The organism is Pacificimonas sp. ICDLI1SI03 (assembly GCF_054740865.1).
The window spans coordinates 1-16,206 of record NZ_JBSQAU010000004.1 but is presented as its reverse complement, the minus strand read 5'-3'; the positions used below and the strand labels follow the sequence as shown (position 1 = coordinate 16,206).

The 16,206-nt window shown below is 59.4% G+C and carries 19 protein-coding genes; 12 read left to right on the top strand and 7 right to left on the bottom strand.

Features of this window, described 5'->3' with window-relative positions:
- Positions 1–41: 41 nt before the first annotated feature.
- Entirely contained in the window at positions 42–1,250 is a 1,209-nt protein-coding gene (locus tag ACSMXM_RS17005) for an IS701 family transposase (protein ID WP_460317672.1), read from the top strand.
- Positions 1,139–2,230: a GntR family transcriptional regulator gene (locus tag ACSMXM_RS17000; RefSeq protein WP_460317671.1), complete on the top strand. Its 1,092-nt coding sequence runs from the start codon at positions 1,139–1,141 to the stop codon at positions 2,228–2,230. Before ACSMXM_RS17005 ends, ACSMXM_RS17000 begins: the two co-directional genes overlap by 112 nt.
- Positions 2,231–2,264: 34 nt before the next feature.
- Here the strand turns inward: ACSMXM_RS17000 and ACSMXM_RS16995 are convergent, their stop codons facing one another.
- The 4 genes from ACSMXM_RS16995 to ACSMXM_RS16980 form a co-directional block, all read right to left on the bottom strand.
- Complete coding sequence (locus ACSMXM_RS16995; protein ID WP_460317670.1) at positions 2,265–2,966, bottom strand: NIPSNAP family protein; 702 nt, start codon at positions 2,964–2,966, stop codon at positions 2,265–2,267.
- A 40-nt stretch (positions 2,967–3,006) separates the two neighbouring features.
- A complete protein-coding gene (locus tag ACSMXM_RS16990) occupies positions 3,007–3,342 on the bottom strand; it encodes a hypothetical protein (RefSeq protein ID WP_460317669.1) in 336 nt (111 codons plus the stop codon).
- 58 nt (positions 3,343–3,400) lie between these two features.
- Positions 3,401–3,724, bottom strand: coding sequence for a helix-turn-helix domain-containing protein (locus tag ACSMXM_RS16985; protein WP_460317668.1), 324 nt, complete (start codon positions 3,722–3,724; stop codon positions 3,401–3,403).
- Between the two features lie 134 nt (positions 3,725–3,858).
- The gene (locus ACSMXM_RS16980) at positions 3,859–4,398 is read right to left on the bottom strand and encodes a VOC family protein (RefSeq protein ID WP_460317667.1); all 540 of its coding nucleotides are present in this window, start codon (positions 4,396–4,398) and stop codon (positions 3,859–3,861) included.
- A 165-nt stretch (positions 4,399–4,563) separates the two neighbouring features.
- Between ACSMXM_RS16980 and ACSMXM_RS16975 the strand changes: the two genes are divergently transcribed.
- From ACSMXM_RS16975 to ACSMXM_RS16960, 4 genes are all read left to right on the top strand, one after another.
- The gene (locus tag ACSMXM_RS16975; protein ID WP_460317666.1) at positions 4,564–5,418 is read left to right on the top strand and encodes a fumarylacetoacetate hydrolase family protein; all 855 of its coding nucleotides are present in this window, start codon (positions 4,564–4,566) and stop codon (positions 5,416–5,418) included.
- A 2-nt stretch (positions 5,419–5,420) separates the two neighbouring features.
- A complete protein-coding gene (locus ACSMXM_RS16970; protein ID WP_460317665.1) occupies positions 5,421–5,993 on the top strand; it encodes an amino acid synthesis family protein in 573 nt (190 codons plus the stop codon).
- A 119-nt stretch (positions 5,994–6,112) separates the two neighbouring features.
- Complete coding sequence (locus ACSMXM_RS16965) at positions 6,113–7,300, top strand: amidohydrolase family protein (protein ID WP_460317663.1); 1,188 nt, start codon at positions 6,113–6,115, stop codon at positions 7,298–7,300.
- 232 nt (positions 7,301–7,532) lie between these two features.
- Positions 7,533–8,237 (top strand): TetR/AcrR family transcriptional regulator, encoded by a 705-nt coding sequence (locus ACSMXM_RS16960; RefSeq protein WP_460317662.1) that lies wholly within the window; start codon positions 7,533–7,535, stop codon positions 8,235–8,237.
- 47 nt (positions 8,238–8,284) lie between these two features.
- On the opposite strand, the gene ACSMXM_RS16955 is transcribed toward ACSMXM_RS16960, so the two are convergent.
- On the bottom strand, positions 8,285–9,937 hold the full coding sequence (locus ACSMXM_RS16955) for an FAD-dependent monooxygenase (RefSeq protein WP_460317660.1): 1,653 nt from the start codon (positions 9,935–9,937) through the stop codon (positions 8,285–8,287).
- A 142-nt stretch (positions 9,938–10,079) separates the two neighbouring features.
- Entirely contained in the window at positions 10,080–10,910 is an 831-nt protein-coding gene (locus ACSMXM_RS16950; protein ID WP_460317659.1) for an SDR family NAD(P)-dependent oxidoreductase, read from the bottom strand.
- 169 nt (positions 10,911–11,079) lie between these two features.
- On the opposite strand from ACSMXM_RS16950, the gene ACSMXM_RS16945 reads away from it, so the two are divergent.
- From ACSMXM_RS16945 to ACSMXM_RS16930, 4 genes are all read left to right on the top strand, one after another.
- Entirely contained in the window at positions 11,080–11,925 is an 846-nt protein-coding gene (locus ACSMXM_RS16945; RefSeq protein ID WP_460317658.1) for a fumarylacetoacetate hydrolase family protein, read from the top strand.
- A 23-nt stretch (positions 11,926–11,948) separates the two neighbouring features.
- Positions 11,949–12,530: a VOC family protein gene (locus tag ACSMXM_RS16940; RefSeq protein WP_460317657.1), complete on the top strand. Its 582-nt coding sequence runs from the start codon at positions 11,949–11,951 to the stop codon at positions 12,528–12,530.
- A 136-nt stretch (positions 12,531–12,666) separates the two neighbouring features.
- On the top strand, positions 12,667–13,839 hold the full coding sequence (locus ACSMXM_RS16935; RefSeq protein WP_460317656.1) for a thiolase family protein: 1,173 nt from the start codon (positions 12,667–12,669) through the stop codon (positions 13,837–13,839).
- Between the two features lie 62 nt (positions 13,840–13,901).
- Positions 13,902–14,564, top strand: a complete 663-nt coding sequence (locus tag ACSMXM_RS16930; RefSeq protein WP_460317655.1) for an SDR family oxidoreductase — start codon at positions 13,902–13,904, stop codon at positions 14,562–14,564.
- An 80-nt stretch (positions 14,565–14,644) separates the two neighbouring features.
- Here the strand turns inward: ACSMXM_RS16930 and ACSMXM_RS16925 are convergent, their stop codons facing one another.
- On the bottom strand, positions 14,645–15,064 hold the full coding sequence (locus ACSMXM_RS16925) for a nuclear transport factor 2 family protein (RefSeq protein WP_460317654.1): 420 nt from the start codon (positions 15,062–15,064) through the stop codon (positions 14,645–14,647).
- A gap of 365 nt (positions 15,065–15,429) precedes the next feature.
- On the opposite strand from ACSMXM_RS16925, the gene ACSMXM_RS16920 reads away from it, so the two are divergent.
- Together ACSMXM_RS16920 and ACSMXM_RS16915 are read left to right on the top strand one after the other, a co-directional pair.
- On the top strand, positions 15,430–15,747 hold the full coding sequence (locus tag ACSMXM_RS16920) for an acyl-CoA dehydrogenase family protein (protein WP_460317653.1): 318 nt from the start codon (positions 15,430–15,432) through the stop codon (positions 15,745–15,747).
- Positions 15,705–16,088: an acyl-CoA dehydrogenase family protein gene (locus tag ACSMXM_RS16915; RefSeq protein WP_460317651.1), complete on the top strand. Its 384-nt coding sequence runs from the start codon at positions 15,705–15,707 to the stop codon at positions 16,086–16,088. The genes ACSMXM_RS16920 and ACSMXM_RS16915 overlap by 43 nt, the downstream gene beginning before the upstream one ends.
- Positions 16,089–16,206: the final 118 nt, after the last annotated feature.

The window sequence follows — 16,206 nt, the reverse complement described above, 5'->3', positions numbered from 1 at the left end:
ACAGTTGCGCTTTTGTCGAAACTCTGAATCAATGGGTCTCCATGGCAAGGAGGCTATGGATGACGGGTGCATCGATCGAGACAACATTGGAGCTTTGGGCATTTTCGCTGAGAGATGTAAAGGCGCGGATGCGTGGGCTATTCACGCAGGAACGGGTGGCGACATCGGCAGGGCTGTTCCTGGATGGGCTGCTCAGCGACGAGCGGCGCAAGACCGGCTGGATGCGTGCCGAGGCGGCGGGTGATCCGGGTCCGTGGCGGCAGCAAGCGATTCTTGGCCGGGGCCGGTGGGATGCCGATGCGTTGCGCGATATTGTGCGCGATTATGTCATGGAAACACTCGGCACCGAGGATGCGGTGCTGGTGATCGACGAGACTGGTTTTCTCAAGCAGGGCAAGGCTTCGTGCGGTGTTGCACGTCAATACACCGGATCGGCGGGCAAGATCACCAATTGCCAGATCGGCGTCTTCGCCACTTATGTGTCGCAGCGCGGCCATGCCTTCATCGACCGGGCGCTGTATCTGCCAAAGAGCTGGACGAGGGATCCGGCGCGAATGGCCAAGGCGCATGTGCCCGCGGAAACGAATTTTGCGACTAAACCCGCGCTGGCTGTTCAAATGATCGAGCGGGCGATCGCGGCGGATGTCCCATTTGCCTGGGTGGCTGCCGACAGCGTCTACGGTGTTGGCGATATCGAACGGGCGCTACGTCGTGCGGGAAAGGGTTATGTGCTCGGTGTCAATTCCAACCATCACTTCGGATCCTGGGTGGGCAAGCCGGCGGTTGCGGGTACCGCGGCAGAGATCGCGCAAGACCTCGATCCTACTGGCTGGCAGCGCCTCTCGGCTGGCGACGGTACAAAGGGCAAGAGGCTGCACGACTGGGCGTATTGCGAACTCGCGGATATCGATGCTGCCGAATATGATGAAGGATGCTCAGGACAATGGACACGCGGCCTGCTGATCCGCCGCAACATGGCCGATGGCGATCTGGCGTTCTTCACCACCTGGTGTCCGGCGGGCACGTCCATCGCCGCGCTGGTCAGGGTCGAAGGCCACCGTTGGGCCATCGCGGACAGCTTCGAGACGGCGAAGAACGAGCTCGGTCTGGATCACAACGAAACCAGATCCTGGCACGGATGGCATCGCCACGTCTCGCTGGTTATGCTCGCGTTCGCGATGATGGCCGCGATCCGTCACAAAGCAAACCAGGCAACGCCCCCAAAAAGAATGCGCCTGCCCCCGCGCTGATCCGCTGGTCGACACAGGAAGTCCGAAGGGTCGCCGTCCGGCTCGCACAACGCCGCATCGAGCCCGCTCATATCATCGCATGGTCGCTGTGGCGACGAGCGCATCAGGCCACCGCACAGCAGGCACATGTTCGACAAAAACGCAACTGTAATGCTAGGCAGGTTTGCGTACGCAATGCGGCAGTGCAGCGAAGGCTGTACAATGCTCGATTTGTCTTTAATATGGCGTTTTATGCACTTGGGGATCTATGTCTGATGCGGGCAAGCCGACTTTCGGAACTGTCTTATAACCATGTAAAGTCAATGTTGCTCGAGGGACGCTCTCCGATAGGATCTTGGCTTCCCATAGACGAAATTGCCAAACAGGTTCAGGCAAGCCGTCAGCCCGTGCTCGATGCGATCAAGCGTCTTGCGATGGAAGGCTTTGTCGAAATCATACCGCAGGTCGGATGCAGGGTCAGGCAGCCCGAGCTGCAGGAAATAGACGATTTCTTTCGGCTTTTTGCTGCTGGCGAGGCGCTGACCGCAGAAATGGCGGCCGAGCGGGCCAGTCCCACGGATGTACTTGGCCTGCAGCTCATTTCCTCGCAGATCGGGGGACTCCTTCGCCAGAAAATGGATAGCGAACAGGCCAGCGAACAGTATCGAGTGCTGAACCGGCAGCTCCACTCCGAACTGAGGAGGGTCGCGAAATCCAAGATGATGACCGATGTTGTCGAGCGCCTGTCCGACCGATCGGATTTCTACGTCGTCGTGACCAGCGGTTCTTCGTTCGGAATGAACATCGAACAGGCCCATCGCGAACACGAAAAGGTTATCGACGCCATCAGCCGCGGCGATGTAAAGGGCGCCAGTCGCGCGATGAAGGCTCACATCTTCGCCACCGAACGGCGCGTCTTCGAAAACGTCGAGGAATGCCGGGCCGAAGCAGAAGCCTATGCGCCGCCGCGCAAGAAGGTCCGGCGCGCGGCGCGCAAATGATTACGCGCCGGGCGCTTCATTGCTTGAATATTGCTCAGCCCTTGGCAGGCGCATCCCAGTCGATGGGAACCTCGTCCATCATGTAGGATGTTGTCCTTTCAAGCAGCGGGCCTCCGAATTCTTCGGTTTCGGCAGAACGCCGACCAGTGCGATCCTTGGCCCTCGCCATCGCCGCCAGTCCGTCCGCGCGGGTCTGCCAGTCGGGCCAGCGCAGCATGACCACCGAACCGGGCATGGATCCACCGCTGACGATATCGAACGCGGCCAGGATCGCGGCTCCGGCGTTTTCATAATCGGGAAGTTCGCTTTCGCGCAGGGCGCTGGCCGCCTGCGCACTTTTGCCGACGCGCGTGCGCATCACTAGCAGTTCGTCAAGGCCGCCGTCAGGGGCGTTCCCGTTCCACCCCACGATCTCGCGGACGAACCAGATTTCGTAATGTTCAACCAGCTCGCTGCCCGCGTTGGTGCGATTGCGAACGTCCTGCCAGGACGGATCGTTGTAAAATCCCCGCCAGCATTTGTCGCGATGCAACATGCTTGAAAATTTCATGAGATAGATGAACGAAGGCGTGCCTGGGCCGCTTGTTACAATCCACCCGGCGCTGGGCACGATTCCATGGCGGGGAAGAAGCCATTTGAGCTCGTTCTGGACGCGATCTTCCATGTCCGGGCCCCGGCCGGGAGCCACGGCGTAGAAGCGAAGTTCGTAGATCTTGTCTGCCTGGGTAATTTCCATTCTCGAACACTTTCTCGTTCTGGTTGTCGGGCAAGCGATCTTACTCGGCGGCGGCGGCCACCGTCTCGCTTGCGTGGTATTCATCAAGAACGTCGAGAAAGACCTTCTCGAGATCGCCGCAGTTCTGCGTCATTGAATTGAGGTAGTCGCCCATGTTAACGGCGACCGGCCGCCGCCGCCCGGATAGATGACAGCCGCAAGTCCCCCCTGAAAGGATGGAATCGTAGAAGCAGACAAAGCCGTCGGCACGGGCCTGCGCGGTCATGGCCAGCACGCACCGCAGGGACGATATCGGGCGGTCCGACACGCTTTCGGCGTTGTTGCGCAATACAATCATGGCAACATGGCGATTGAGACGCGTGGACGTATTGCGCATCGCAATTCGGCTGGACGGCCAGCAAAATTGCCCGCCGTCCCGGCATTTAGTTTGCGCATCATAAGAAGGACGGACCCATTCCCACGTGATCGCGGTTCCACCCGTTACCCAGCAGGCTGACCCGCATCGATGGGCTGCATCCGCGCGGTGACTGGTCGATCACCAGATAGCCGGCGATGATCATGTAGCGCGAGAGTTGTGACGTGCTGGATGCCGGGAAACCGAAATGTCGCGCAATTTTGCTTGCGGTGGCTGGCCGCCGAACGTTGTCGAAGAATTCGAGTATACTAAACACGCGGCCAGTGGATTTCATCATGCCTGCGTCTGCCGCGATATCGGGTGCTCTCGCGCTTGGGCATTCCTTTCGTTTTGCATTCGTCATTCGCCATCCTCTTTCGCTCGGACCGTAGCCCGGACACAGGCCGGCAACAACTGTTATTCTAGAATGTCGGTCGCTCGACCGACTTTGCCGCCCCTTGTATCCGCCGTCGTTTGGGCGTTGGCGGTGGGGGCGCGTCAGGTCTTAGTGCCAAAGGTTTCGCGCAGCGTCTGGACAAACGCATCGCGAGGCTTGTTGCCGGGTAGCGATTCGATTAGAATCTTGGTTTCGGTCATGAGGGTTTCCTCCGACTGGTCGATATCGAGTGGCACGCCGCATGGCTGCGGCACATGGTAGGGCGTATCGAGATATATCTCGATCTTATTGCCCTCGATGTCGTCGAGATAGATCGACCATGCGTTGCCATGATTGAGCCCGACCATGTTCTGCGCGCCATTTGCCAGTGCCCTGTCGCGGTGCAGCCGCAGGTCCGCAAGCGAGTGGACCTTGAAGGATATCTGCATGATCGTGCTTGGCCCGTCCGGCGCACGGCCGGACGACAGGACGAGTTGATGATGTTGTTCCGGATCGCCTGTCATGAAGACGAGGCTGTTCTTGAATGTCTTGCCCATGCCGCGGTCCGTCACGACCATGTCGAACGTGTCTGCGTAGAAACGTTCCATTGCGTCGATGTCCCGGACAAAGATGCCAAAATGGCTGAGATGAACGCTTTGCATGGATATTCCTCCTGACCTGATTGCTCATAGCCTATTGTCCCTGCCGGCCACGCCAAGGGCAGCACGTCAATTTCACATATGTGGCAATTGTGAGGCGATTGCTTGTAAGCGGCCGCGGCCCTGCCTAGCTCGCGGTATTGATAATGACTGCCTTTGGAGGACCCTATGCGCCTGCTTTCCTATTCTGCCGGTGATCGCCAATCGTTCGGCCTAGTCAAGGAGGACGGAATCGTCGACCTGCAGCCCAGGCTTGGCGCTGCATCGCTGAAGGCCCTGCTCGAGGCTGGCAGGCTTGAAGAAGCGCGACAGTACCTCGACGCCGATGCCGATCATTCGCTTGACGATATCATCTTTCTGCCGGTGATCGTCGATCCGGCCCATCTATGGTGCTTGGCGATCAACTACCAAGACCATATCGACGAAATCCGGGCCGTGGGCATACAACGCGATCCACCCAGGAAACCCGCGCTGTTCGCCCGCTATTCCGATACGATGATGGGTCATGGCGCGCCGATCCTCAAACCGGCGACGAGCGACGATCTGGACTGGGAAGTCGAGCTTGCCGTCATCATTGGCAAGGGCGGTCGCAATATTTCGGAAGCGGACGCGATGGATCATGTCGCGGGCTATTCGGTATTCAATGATGTCAGCGTTCGCGATTACCAGTTCTTCACCAAGCAGATCACCGCAGGAAAGAACTTCCGCGCTTCGGGCGCTCTGGGTCCATGGATGGTGACTGCGGATGAAATTGCCGATCCGCACAATCTGGTGGTGAAGGCACGCATCAACGGCGAGACGTATCAGGACAGCAACACCAGCTATCAGATCCACAAGATACCCGCGTTCATCTCATTCGTCTCCGAAATCCTCGATCTCAAGCCGGGCGATGTCCTGGCGACGGGGACGCCGAGCGGAGTCGGGTTTTCCCGCAAGCCGCCGATCTTCATGAAGGATGGCGATATCTGCGAGTGCGAGGTAGAGGGCATCGGTATCCTGCGCAATCCGGTCGTCGGCGAATAGCCGTGATCGAAGTTCGCAAGACGATCGTTTGCATCGAAGAAATCCGGCACGAGCGGGGCCCGGTGCCAACCCGCCCCCTGCAGGTCGCGGTAGCATGCGCGGTGGTGCGAAACCCGTTTGCGAACACATTCGAACAGGACCTGATCCCGTTCCAGTCCGCGCTTCGCGAATTGGGCTGGGATCTGTCGGACCGGCTGACTAAGTCGCTGGACGTCAGTTCGATCGAGGCATTTGGCAAGGGTGCGATTGTCGGCGAAGACGGCGAACTCGAACACGGAGCCGTATGGCACGAGGCCGGCGGCTGGGCCTTACGAGAGGCACTGGGCGGCGCCAAGGCCATCGTGCCCGCTGCTAAGACGATTGGCACGCTCGGGACCAGGCTCATGATCCCGTTGGGCCACGTCCATGCCGCCTATGTCCGCAGCCATTTCGGCACGGCGGAAATGAGCGTGTGGGACGGCCCGCGCCGCGACGAAATCCTGTTCGGTCTTGCCGCGTCGGACGGGGGCCGCATCCATGCGCGTTCCGGCGGCCTTTCCGTATCCGAAATCACAGCAGAGGACGGCCTGCGCTAAGCCGGAAACCCGACCCTGGCGAGGGCTCCGGTTAAAAGCTGATTGACAGTCAACTTTTAAAATTCCACGCTGTAGCCGACGATTTAAGAAGATCAGCCAGAAAATAATGGGAGACCGAGATGACCACCCTGCCATATGAGGTGTATGACGCCGATCACCATCTTTACGAACCTGCCGAAGCATTCCTGCGGCACCTGCCTAAGAAGTTTGCGAACGAATTCTACTTCGTGGACGTCGAGGGGCGAACAAAACTGGTGATCGATGGCCACCTTTCCGAATATATCCCCAATCCTACGTTCGAGGTTGTTGCAGGGCCCGGCACGCATGAAACCTGGTACCGGGCGAAGAACACCGAAGGTTTGACCATGCGCGAGATGACGGGAAAGCCCCTTCGTCCGCCCGCGGCATGGCGCACGGGCGATGGCCGTCTGGCTGTCATGAACGAGCAGCAGGTGCATGCCGCGCTGATCTTCCCGACGCTTGCCTCGGTCGTCGAGGAACGTTTGAATGAAAAGCCCGAGGTAATGGCTGCCCTGTTCCATTCGCTTAACCGCTGGACTGCGGAAGAATGGGGCTTCGCCCGCGAAAATCGCCTCTTTTCGGTTCCCATGATCAGCCTGTCCGATATGGATCTGGCGATCGAGGAACTTGAATCGGTCTTGAAGGACGGAGCGCGTTGCATCGGCATTCGCCCAGCGCCGGTACCCGGCTTCCGCGGTAGCCGCTCGCCGGGCCTTCCCGAGTTCGACCCTTTCTGGGCGCGCGTGGAAGAGGCCGGGATCTTTACCTGTCTGCATACATCGGATTCGGGATACGATCGGATCTATCGCTGGTGGACCGGCGGTGTGGGTGAGTACCAGCCTTTCGAAAGCGATCCTTTCAAGGCCACGCTCGACATGCTGGGACGCCCCATCGCAGACACGCTGTCGGCCTTCATCTGCCACGGCCTGTTCGATCGTTTTCCCAAACTGCGGATGGTCTCGGTGGAAAATGGGGCTGACTGGGTTCGTCCGCTGCTTCACCGGCTCGACAAGGCCTTTGGGCAGATGCCAAAATCCTTTGCCAAGCCCCCGCGCGAAACCTTCAGGGAGAATGTTTTCGTCGCGCCGTTCTATGAAGACAGCATGACGGAACTGGCAAAGGACATTCCTGTCAAGCGCATCCTATTCGGAAGCGATTTCCCGCATCCTGAAGGGCTGGCCGAACCGCTGGACTATCTGAAGGAGTTCCGCGACTTTTCCGACGACCAGGTCAAGCAGGTCTTTCACAGCAACATGAAGGGTCTTCTTGAAGGCGTGCGCGACTGATCGGGTGCGGGGCTGCCCATCGGCGGCCCCAATCACTGCGGACCGTACCTCGTGGCGATCGGTAGACGTCTCGGGTAGTGGCAGGCTCTGTTGCTGGCTCAAGGCCCAGCTACTACTGGTCCTCCCACCTCTGGTACTCAGACGGCTTGGCCTGGCGGGGAACGCCGCTGGGTATTACACTCTATGGCCGCGTCGCTATAGGATCGCGTCTTCAAGCGATGTGGGATGACGCATGTCTGACGTAAAACTATCGGTTTCAAACGATAAGGCGGTCGAAGCAGGGCTGTTCAACAAGAACGGACAAGTCTTGGGCCGCAAAGGCCTGCAAACACAACAACGGCTGATGCGTGCCGCCCACCGGCTGATTGCCAAACACTCGCCGTTCAATCTTTCGATTGCGCAGGTTTCGAAAGAGGCGAACGTCGGAAAGGCGACGTTCTATGTCTATTTCAACGATGTACAGGACCTGATCTTTGCGTTGTGCGCGCAGATTACGGAAGAGATCGAAGACCTGTTTTCCGGAAATGACAGCCTGCTTCGCGAGGGCGGCTATCTCCACCGCGATGCCTTGATCTTGGTCAAAGAATTCAACCGGGTGTGGGATCGCCACAGCGAAATATTGTTGTACCGGAATATCGAGGCAGACCGTGGCAATCCGCGGTTCAACGATTTGCGAACTCAATCGGCTATTCCGATCCTGGATGCTCTGTGCGATCGCATCGCCACTTCGTTTCCCCGGGAACGCGCGCCCCGCCGGGTGTCCAATTATGCGGAGGCGATCGTTTTCTTTGTCGCCATGGAGCGGCTGGCCGCAGCAGCGCACCAATATCCCAGTGTTGGGCTCGATCCCGGTCTATTGATCGAGGCGCAGGCCAGCGTGCTGGTCCGATTGCTCGAACCGCGGGAAATCGGTGCCGACGATGCAAGCAGCGCCTAGCCGGGACCAGCACGCGCGGGGTCCTGCTCCGGGCGCGCCAGCTCCGCTCATGGATCCGGATCGGGCAGGGCCAGTGTGGACGTGTAGCCGACCAGTCGCTTGATCAATCTTTCTGCCTCGGCTGCGTCCGGCGGAGGCAACCCACGCCAGCCAATCTGGAGATCAGGGCGAACGAGCAGGGCTGGTCCGCGATACAATTCCTCGAACCCGGTCACATCGATGGTCTTGATTGCAAGCGGAACACCGGCGGCGCTTGCGGCGTTGGAAATGACACCGGTGTCGAGGTCTTCAAAACATAGAAGGGTGAACCACGGTCCGATATGGTCATACACATTGCTGCCATCGTTCAGATAGACGCTGGGCAGCCGCGCACCGGGCGATGTCGTCGGCTTATAGTGGAGCGGGCTCTTTGAAGGTGCATCGGTCGGATCGGGTATCACGATGGGTGAATGTTCGTAGGAATAGCCGAATTCCAGACCCCAGCATTCGTTCTCGGCATTGCCGAGTTCCTCGATTCGCTTGCTCGCATGGGACCGGGCCTGCTCTCCGGCGGGGGTTTGTGCAAATAGCGTGTCGTCGTACAATCCGCCGATTTCGATCCTGACGCGATTGTGCAAGCCCGACCCGGCGCAATTGGCCAGCCCGACCGGTCGGCGTTCGATCTCGTAGGATGGAATGAGCGCAGGGCCGGCAAACCCTTTGATTGCGGCGGCCAGTTTCCAGCCTAGGTCGAATGCATCGCCGATACCCGTATTCATGCCATAGCCGCCGGTCGGGATGTATTGGTGGACGGAATCGCCTGCTAGAAGGATATTTCCCCGTCCATAACTGTCGGCCACCAACAGGTTGGGCGACCATACATTGGATACGATCACCTCGTGTTCGACTGGGGCGCCGGCGAATTCCTCGATCAGGCGAGAGGGATCGACCGTGTCGCTATCGACATTGTCGGGAAGGCGCGACAGCAGCGTCCAGGTATCACAGTCGTTTTGCGCGACAAGCGTGCCCCGGCTGGACTGGTAATGCCAAGCGGGGCCCCACTGCTGAAGCAGCGCCGTGTCGGTCGATGTGAAGTGGGTGATGAACCGCTGCGACAGGCGCGAACGGCCCTGCAGGGCGATGCCCAACTGTTCGCGGACCCTGCTGCCACCGCCATCGCACCCGACCAGCCAGTTCCCGGCAAAATGGCGCCGGTTTCCGTCGCAGTCTGATGCGATTGCGGTAATCGTCCCGCCGTCCTGCTCGTACGCCTCGAAGTTGAGGCCGAAACGAACGTCGACGAGGGGATGTTCGTCTATCGCCTGCTTAAGGACGGGTTCTATGATGACCTGCGAGACCCGCATCGGGGGCTGCGATGCCTCGGTCCCGTCGTTGTTTTCGCGTAGCTGGCGGCGGATTGTCTCGGGCGAGGGATACACGAAGCGGAAAAGTTCATCCCCGGTCAACGTCGTGATCCACGATACGTCGAAACTGTGGTCTTCGGGTACCGATACCGCCCGCAGTTTCTTGTCCAGACCGATCGTGGCGAAAAGCTCCATGCTGCGCGCGTTGGTGATGTCCATCTTGGGATGGCGCGTCGTCGTCAGATTGCGTTCGAGCAATATGCTGTTAACCCCGTACTCCGCTAAGATATAAGCCAAGGTCATGCCCACCGGGCCACCGCCCACCACGATCACATCGGCTGACGCGCTATGTTCCATATCCTAATGATCCTTCTACGATCGCTGGCACGAAACCGGCCATGCCGCCTAATATTCTAGAATGTCCAGCGGCTATCTTTGAATGTGATGCCGTGGTCAAGGCCGCAATTCGCCTGAATGGGGAAGGCCGAACCCTGCGCGTTCACGCGCGGTCGGGAAAAAGCCGCCAGCCCTTGCCTGTCGTCCGCATCCATCCGCTAGCCGCAAAGGTCCCGCCATCCACGTTGATCGTGGTGCCGGTGACGTAGCGTGCCAGCCGCGACGCCAAAAAGACGGCGGTGCCTGCACAATCGTCCTCGTCGCCGTCGCGGCCCATGGGGATATACCGTGCGCGTGCCGCGACTTCCTCGGCATCCATCGATCCGGCTACCTGGTTTCGAAAGCCCTCGGTCGCCACGATGTCGGGCGCTATTGCGTTTACCCTGATTTCATGTTCGGCCAGTTCAAGCGCGGCGGATTTCGTGAAATTCAGCATTGCGGCCTTGCAGGCCGAATAGACCGCGTAGCCGGGGCCGGCGCGCAGGCCTTCGATGCTGCTGATGTTTATGATCGATCCGCCATTGCCGAATACGATCATGTGGCCCGCGGCATGGCGGGTTGCGTTCAACATGCTGTTGAGGTTCAGTTCGATGTGCCGGTCGTAGCTGCGTTCGCTCTGTTTCAGAAAGCTGACCGGGCGGCCTCCGCCTGCATTGTTGACGAGTATGTCGAAACGGCCAAACCGATCGGCAACGGTATCGACGGCTGCCTTCAGGCTTTCGCGTTTCATCACGTCGCAATCGATGAAACAGCCCTGCGGGCCAAATGCCGCGATTTCGCCAGCGATACGCGGACCGGCGATCGAATCGATGTCAGCGATCGCGACATCCGCGCCAAAGCGGGCGAGAGCGAGGGCGATGCCCTTGCCGATGCCGTTTGCGCCACCTGTGACTAGCGCCGATTTGCCCCTGAGCATGATATCATCCGGATGCATCTTTCCAACTCCCTTGCCCGTTTGTTCTCGCGCTGCGAAAGGGCGCGGCGGCTGCCGCCCTTGAAACATTATCCTTGCTAATATTCTAGAACGCTATCAAAATGCCAGACATATCGGGGGAGCAGCGCGGGGCGCCCTTGTGATAACCGCGACATAGTGGGAGAATAACGTGAAGTTGGTAAGTTTCAGGCATGACTGTGGTGCGCATGTCGGCTCCATCGACGGTCAAGACATCGTGGTTCTGACCGGTCCGGGGTGGACCGGCGCTCCTACGCTTGGTGGCATATTCTCGGATGGACAGATCGATGCCTTGCAGCAACGGGCCGCTGTTTCCGAGTGGCGGCTGCCGCTGGATTCGATCGAGTATATGCCGGCCGTATTCGATCCCCCGCGCGTCTTTTGCGTTGGCGTGAACTACGAGGAGCACCGGCTTGAAACCGCCCGGGACCGTGCCCCGGCACCGATCATCTTCTTGCGGACAGTGCAGTCTCAGGCCGCGCATGGCGCCACGATCTCCATTCCGCCTGTTTCGACGAAGATCGATTACGAGGGCGAGATCGCCGTGGTCATCGGGAAAGGCGGCAGGCAGATCGAAAGAGCCACGGCGATGGAGCATGTGTGGGCATATAGCGCCTATAACGATATCTCGGTCCGCGACTGGCAGACCCATACTCAGCAATGGACGCCGGGAAAGAATTTCGACGGTTCGGGCCCTTTTGGCCCTTGGCTCGTGACGTCCGACGAGATGCCTTCGAACGTTGAGGATATCAGGCTGGAGACCCGGCTGAACGGCCAGGTCGTGCAATCGGGCCACGCTGGCCAGATGATATTTTCGATCGCCGAACAGATCGAGTATATCTCCACCTTTACCGAACTGCTTCCCGGCGATGTCATCGTCACGGGAACGCCGGGCGGGGTAGGGGTCAAGCGCGACCCGCAGATATTCATGAAATCCGGCGATCTCGTGGAAGTTGAAGTGACCGGTGTCGGCGTTCTTTCGAATGTGATCGACTAGGGAATTCACCAGACGGAGAAGTTATGAGTACGCAGAACCAGACCGCGCCGCAGTCCACTGCGCAGGCCGACCCCTATGCGCTTTCCTTCAGCCACGTCGGTCTCTTCGTGACCGACATGAAGAAGATGGCTGAATTCTATACGGCAACGATGGGCTTTTTCATTACAGATCGCGGGACGCTGAATGGCAAGAAGATCACCTTCTTCAGCCGCGATCCCCGCGAACATCACCAAATTGTTTTGGTCGAGGGTCGCGACCATGGCACGCAACTGAACCTCAACCAGATCTCGTTCCGCTTGGGATCGCTCGGCGAACTCAAAATCTTTTATGAACGTCTCGTAAAGGCGGAGACCGCCGGGATGGAGCCGGTGATCCACGGCAACAGCTGGTCGATCTATTTTCACGATCCAGAGGGCAATCGCATCGAAGTGTTTGCCGATACTGACTGGTACATATCGCAGCCCTTCAAGGAACCGCTGGATCTGACCAGGCCCGTCGAAGAGATCCGCAGTTTCACCGAGGCGTACTGCCGCACGCGGAACGGCTTCAAGCCGATCGCGCAATGGCATAACGAGATGCGGCAATTGATGGGAATGGATGCCTGACCCTGCGGTATCGGGTCAGAGCGGTCCAGGGCCCGGCAACGGACAGCCGACCCGACCGGGCTACACGCTTACCCGCCACTGCCGTGCGCCACCGGCGTCGGCTCAGTAAAATTAGAACAGACAGCGAGAGCAGATCATGACCAAAGCCGTAATTACCAGCGCCGTCCGGACCGCGGTCGGCACTGCGCGAAAGGGTACGTTAGTCGATGTCACCGGCGAAGAACTGGCCCGCCACGTGCTGGAGGCCGCAGTTGCAAGATCCGGTCTCGAGCCGGGTGCCGTCGACGATGTGATCCTGGCAGAATCGCTTTACGGCGGCGGTGCGCTTGCCCGCCATGCCGCTGTCGAAGCGGGTATGCTGCAAGCTGGCGGAATGGCGTTGAACCGTCACTGTGCCGGCAGCTTAAGCTCTGTCGCAGTCGCCGCCGGTTCGATTATGGCGGGCATGGACCGTGCGATCGTGGCGGGCGGCGTGAACTCGTCCTCGATGGGTCCAATGCTGAGCTGGCGCACGCAGGGCAGCGACGAATATAGCGAAAACCGATTCCCGCCGACGCATCCCGACGATCCCGAGGCGCCCAATAACGACATGACCATCACCGTGGGCTGGAGCGCGGCCAAAGCCTTGGGCCTGACCCGCGAGGAAATGGATGCATGGGCGCTACGCTCGCACCAGCGGGCAATAGCGGCAATCGACGCTGGCCGGCTTAGCGACGAGATCGTGCCGATCGAGGTCGAGCGCCGCGACGGCACCCGTGTGAGTTTCGCGGCGGACGAGCATCCGCGCCGCGACACTACCGCAGAGCGACTCGCATCTCTCAAGCCGATCCACCCCGATATCGAGGGGTTTTCCATCACCGCCGGCAATTCGAGCGGGATGAACGACGGCGCATCGGCCCTCATGGTCACCGGTGCGAATTTTGCACAGGAACAGGGCCTAGAACAGATGGCGACCGTCCTGGGGTGGGCATCCGTCGGGGTCGATCCGCGCAATACGGGCCTGAGCGTGATCGAAGTCCTGCCGCGGCTTTTCGCGCGGACCGGCGTCAGCCAGTCCGAGATCGCAGTCTTCGAAATTAACGAGGCATTTGCCTCTGTGCCCCTGGCGACATGCAGGAAACTCGGCATCGACGAGGATATCGTGAACGTCAGCGGCAGCGGTTGCAGCATCGGCCACCCCATCGGAGCATCGGGCGGGCGGATGCTGGTTTCGCTGATCCATGAACTGCGCCGTCGTGGCGGCGGATATGGAGTGGCCGCGATGTGCGCCGGGGGCGGTCAGGCCGGATCGGTCCTGATCAAGGTCTGATCGTCGTCCCTGCAACTCTCACGAACCACAACTTTGGCAGAACAAAAGGGATGGGCAAGAATTTGACACATGTAATCGTAACTGGCGGCGCTGGCGCACTTGGGCGCGTGGTCGTTTCGCATCTTGTCGAGCGGGGCCACAAGGTGGCCATCGTCGACCTGACCGACCTGGATGACAGCGGGCCCGCCGAGGTGACGATCGGCGGCGTCGATCTTTGCAACGAGGATGCAGTCAAGGAAGCGTTTGCAAAAGCGGCTTCGGCGATGGATGGGCTTGATGCGGTCGTGAACATTGCAGGCGGATTTACCTGGCAGACCGTCGAAGATGGATTGATCGACAGCTTCGATGCCATGTACCGCATCAATACGCGGACCGCAGCCGTTTCGTCGAGATGCGCCATTTCGCATTTGCGGGCGGGCGGGGCAATTGTCAATGTCGGTGCCGCCGCGGCGCAGCGGGCAGGCGCCGGGATGGCGCCCTATGCCGCCAGCAAGGCGGGCGTCATGGCTCTGACCCAGGCCCTTGCCGAAGAATTTGCCGATCGCAAGATCCGCGTTAATGCCATTCTGCCGACCATCATCGATACGCCGACGAATCGCAAGGACATGCCCGATGCGGACCCGGGCGACTGGGTTACGCCAGAGGCGGCCGCGAAGGTGATCGCGTTTCTGATTTCGGACGATTCGGCTTGCATGACCGGAGAGGGTCTGCGTCTTTCGCTTTGACCCAGGGAGCATGAGACAGCGATAGCATCGTGAATGCCTGCCGGGCGGCGCATGCACCTTATCGCGCTGGCCTTGGCGCATCACGCTTCGCCTTTTGTCCAGACAAGCTTTACGCGGCGGTGCGAAATCAGCCACTCCGATCCGCTCTTTGTAAAACGATCCACGTAGGTCCCTTCCTGCACGACCTTGCCCCTGCGCATGACGAAGAAGTAGGTCCAGCCTTGCGCGGTTTCGGGCCCGGTAAACTCGATGCGGGATGTGCTAAGATGATGGCGCGAACCTGAAAGGTCGACATTGGGCGCTCCGTTTTGCCACACATCGGTCAGGTAACGGTGGATCGCATTGCGTCCGCCATGTTCATCCCCCAGTATCTCGAGGGTTCCATCGATGGTGAACACCTGGACCAATGCGTCGATACGGCCGCGGTCCCCCTCCGTGTTGTAGATGGACTGAAGATCGCGGATCGCCGCGCGTTCAGTCGCTTCGTCTTCCCGGTTCATGTAGCTCTCCCGCTTTATTGAAATTCTAGCATAGTTAAACATGTCGCTTTACGATATCCAGTCTGGCAGGAGAACCGGAATTAACACGAGCGAGGTGGTCGGATGTGCCCGGGTAATAGACACCCGTGCCGAATGCCTCGAGGCCAGACGCATCCGGCTAAGACCAGAAGCAACCGTCAAGAGGAGAATACTGTGAAAGGCATAGCAAGGTTTGATTGGAGCGATCTATTCTTCATCGATGCACAGTTAAGCTATGACGAACGCATGATTCCGGAGGCTGCGGCAGCGTTCGGTCGCTAGAAGCTCCAGCCGCGGATCGTATTGGCCTATCGTGAAGAAACACCGGCCCCGAGCTGTTTCCCATTATGGGCGCCGCCGGCCTGCTGGGCGTGACCATGCCGGAGGAATTCGGCGGCGCGGCTGCAAGCTATGTCGCATACGGCCTGATCGCGCGCGAGATCGAGCGCGTGGATTCCGGTTGCCGTTTAATGGCCTCGGTACAGTGCAGCCTGGTGTTCCACCCGATACATGCATTCGGGTCTGAGGCCCAGAAGCACCGGTTCCTGCCCGATCTTGTCGCAGGACGCGTGATCGGTTGCTTTGGACTGACAGAGCCCGATGCAGATCGGACCCAAATGCGATGCGCACCGTCGCACGAAGCAGCAAGGATAGCTTCGTGCTGAACGGGACGAAGACTTGGACCAGCAATGCGCCATTTGCCAATCTCTTCGTTGTCTGGGCAAAATCGAAGCACATGGCGGTGCTATTCGTGGTTTCATCCTTAAAAAAGGGCATGAAAAGGCTTTCCGTCCCCATAATCGACGGCGAGCTGTCCTTGCGCGCATCGACGACGGGCATGATCGTGCTAGAGGATTTACAGCCCGACAGTGATGCGTTCTTGCCGGGGTTAGAAGGGCTGAAAGGTCCCTTCGAATGTCTCAAGCGTGCGCGTTACGTATTTCCTGGGGTGCGATGGGGGCCGCGGAATTCTGCCTGCAGGCTTCCCTTCGCGTTTGGCGGCTGATTACGAGGGGGCCTTTGCGCCCGAAATGATCTCGACGGTCAAGCGCAAGAATGTCGGCAAAGCGCTCGATATCGCGCGGCTCCCGGCGACATGCTTGGCGGCAACGGTATTTTCGAGG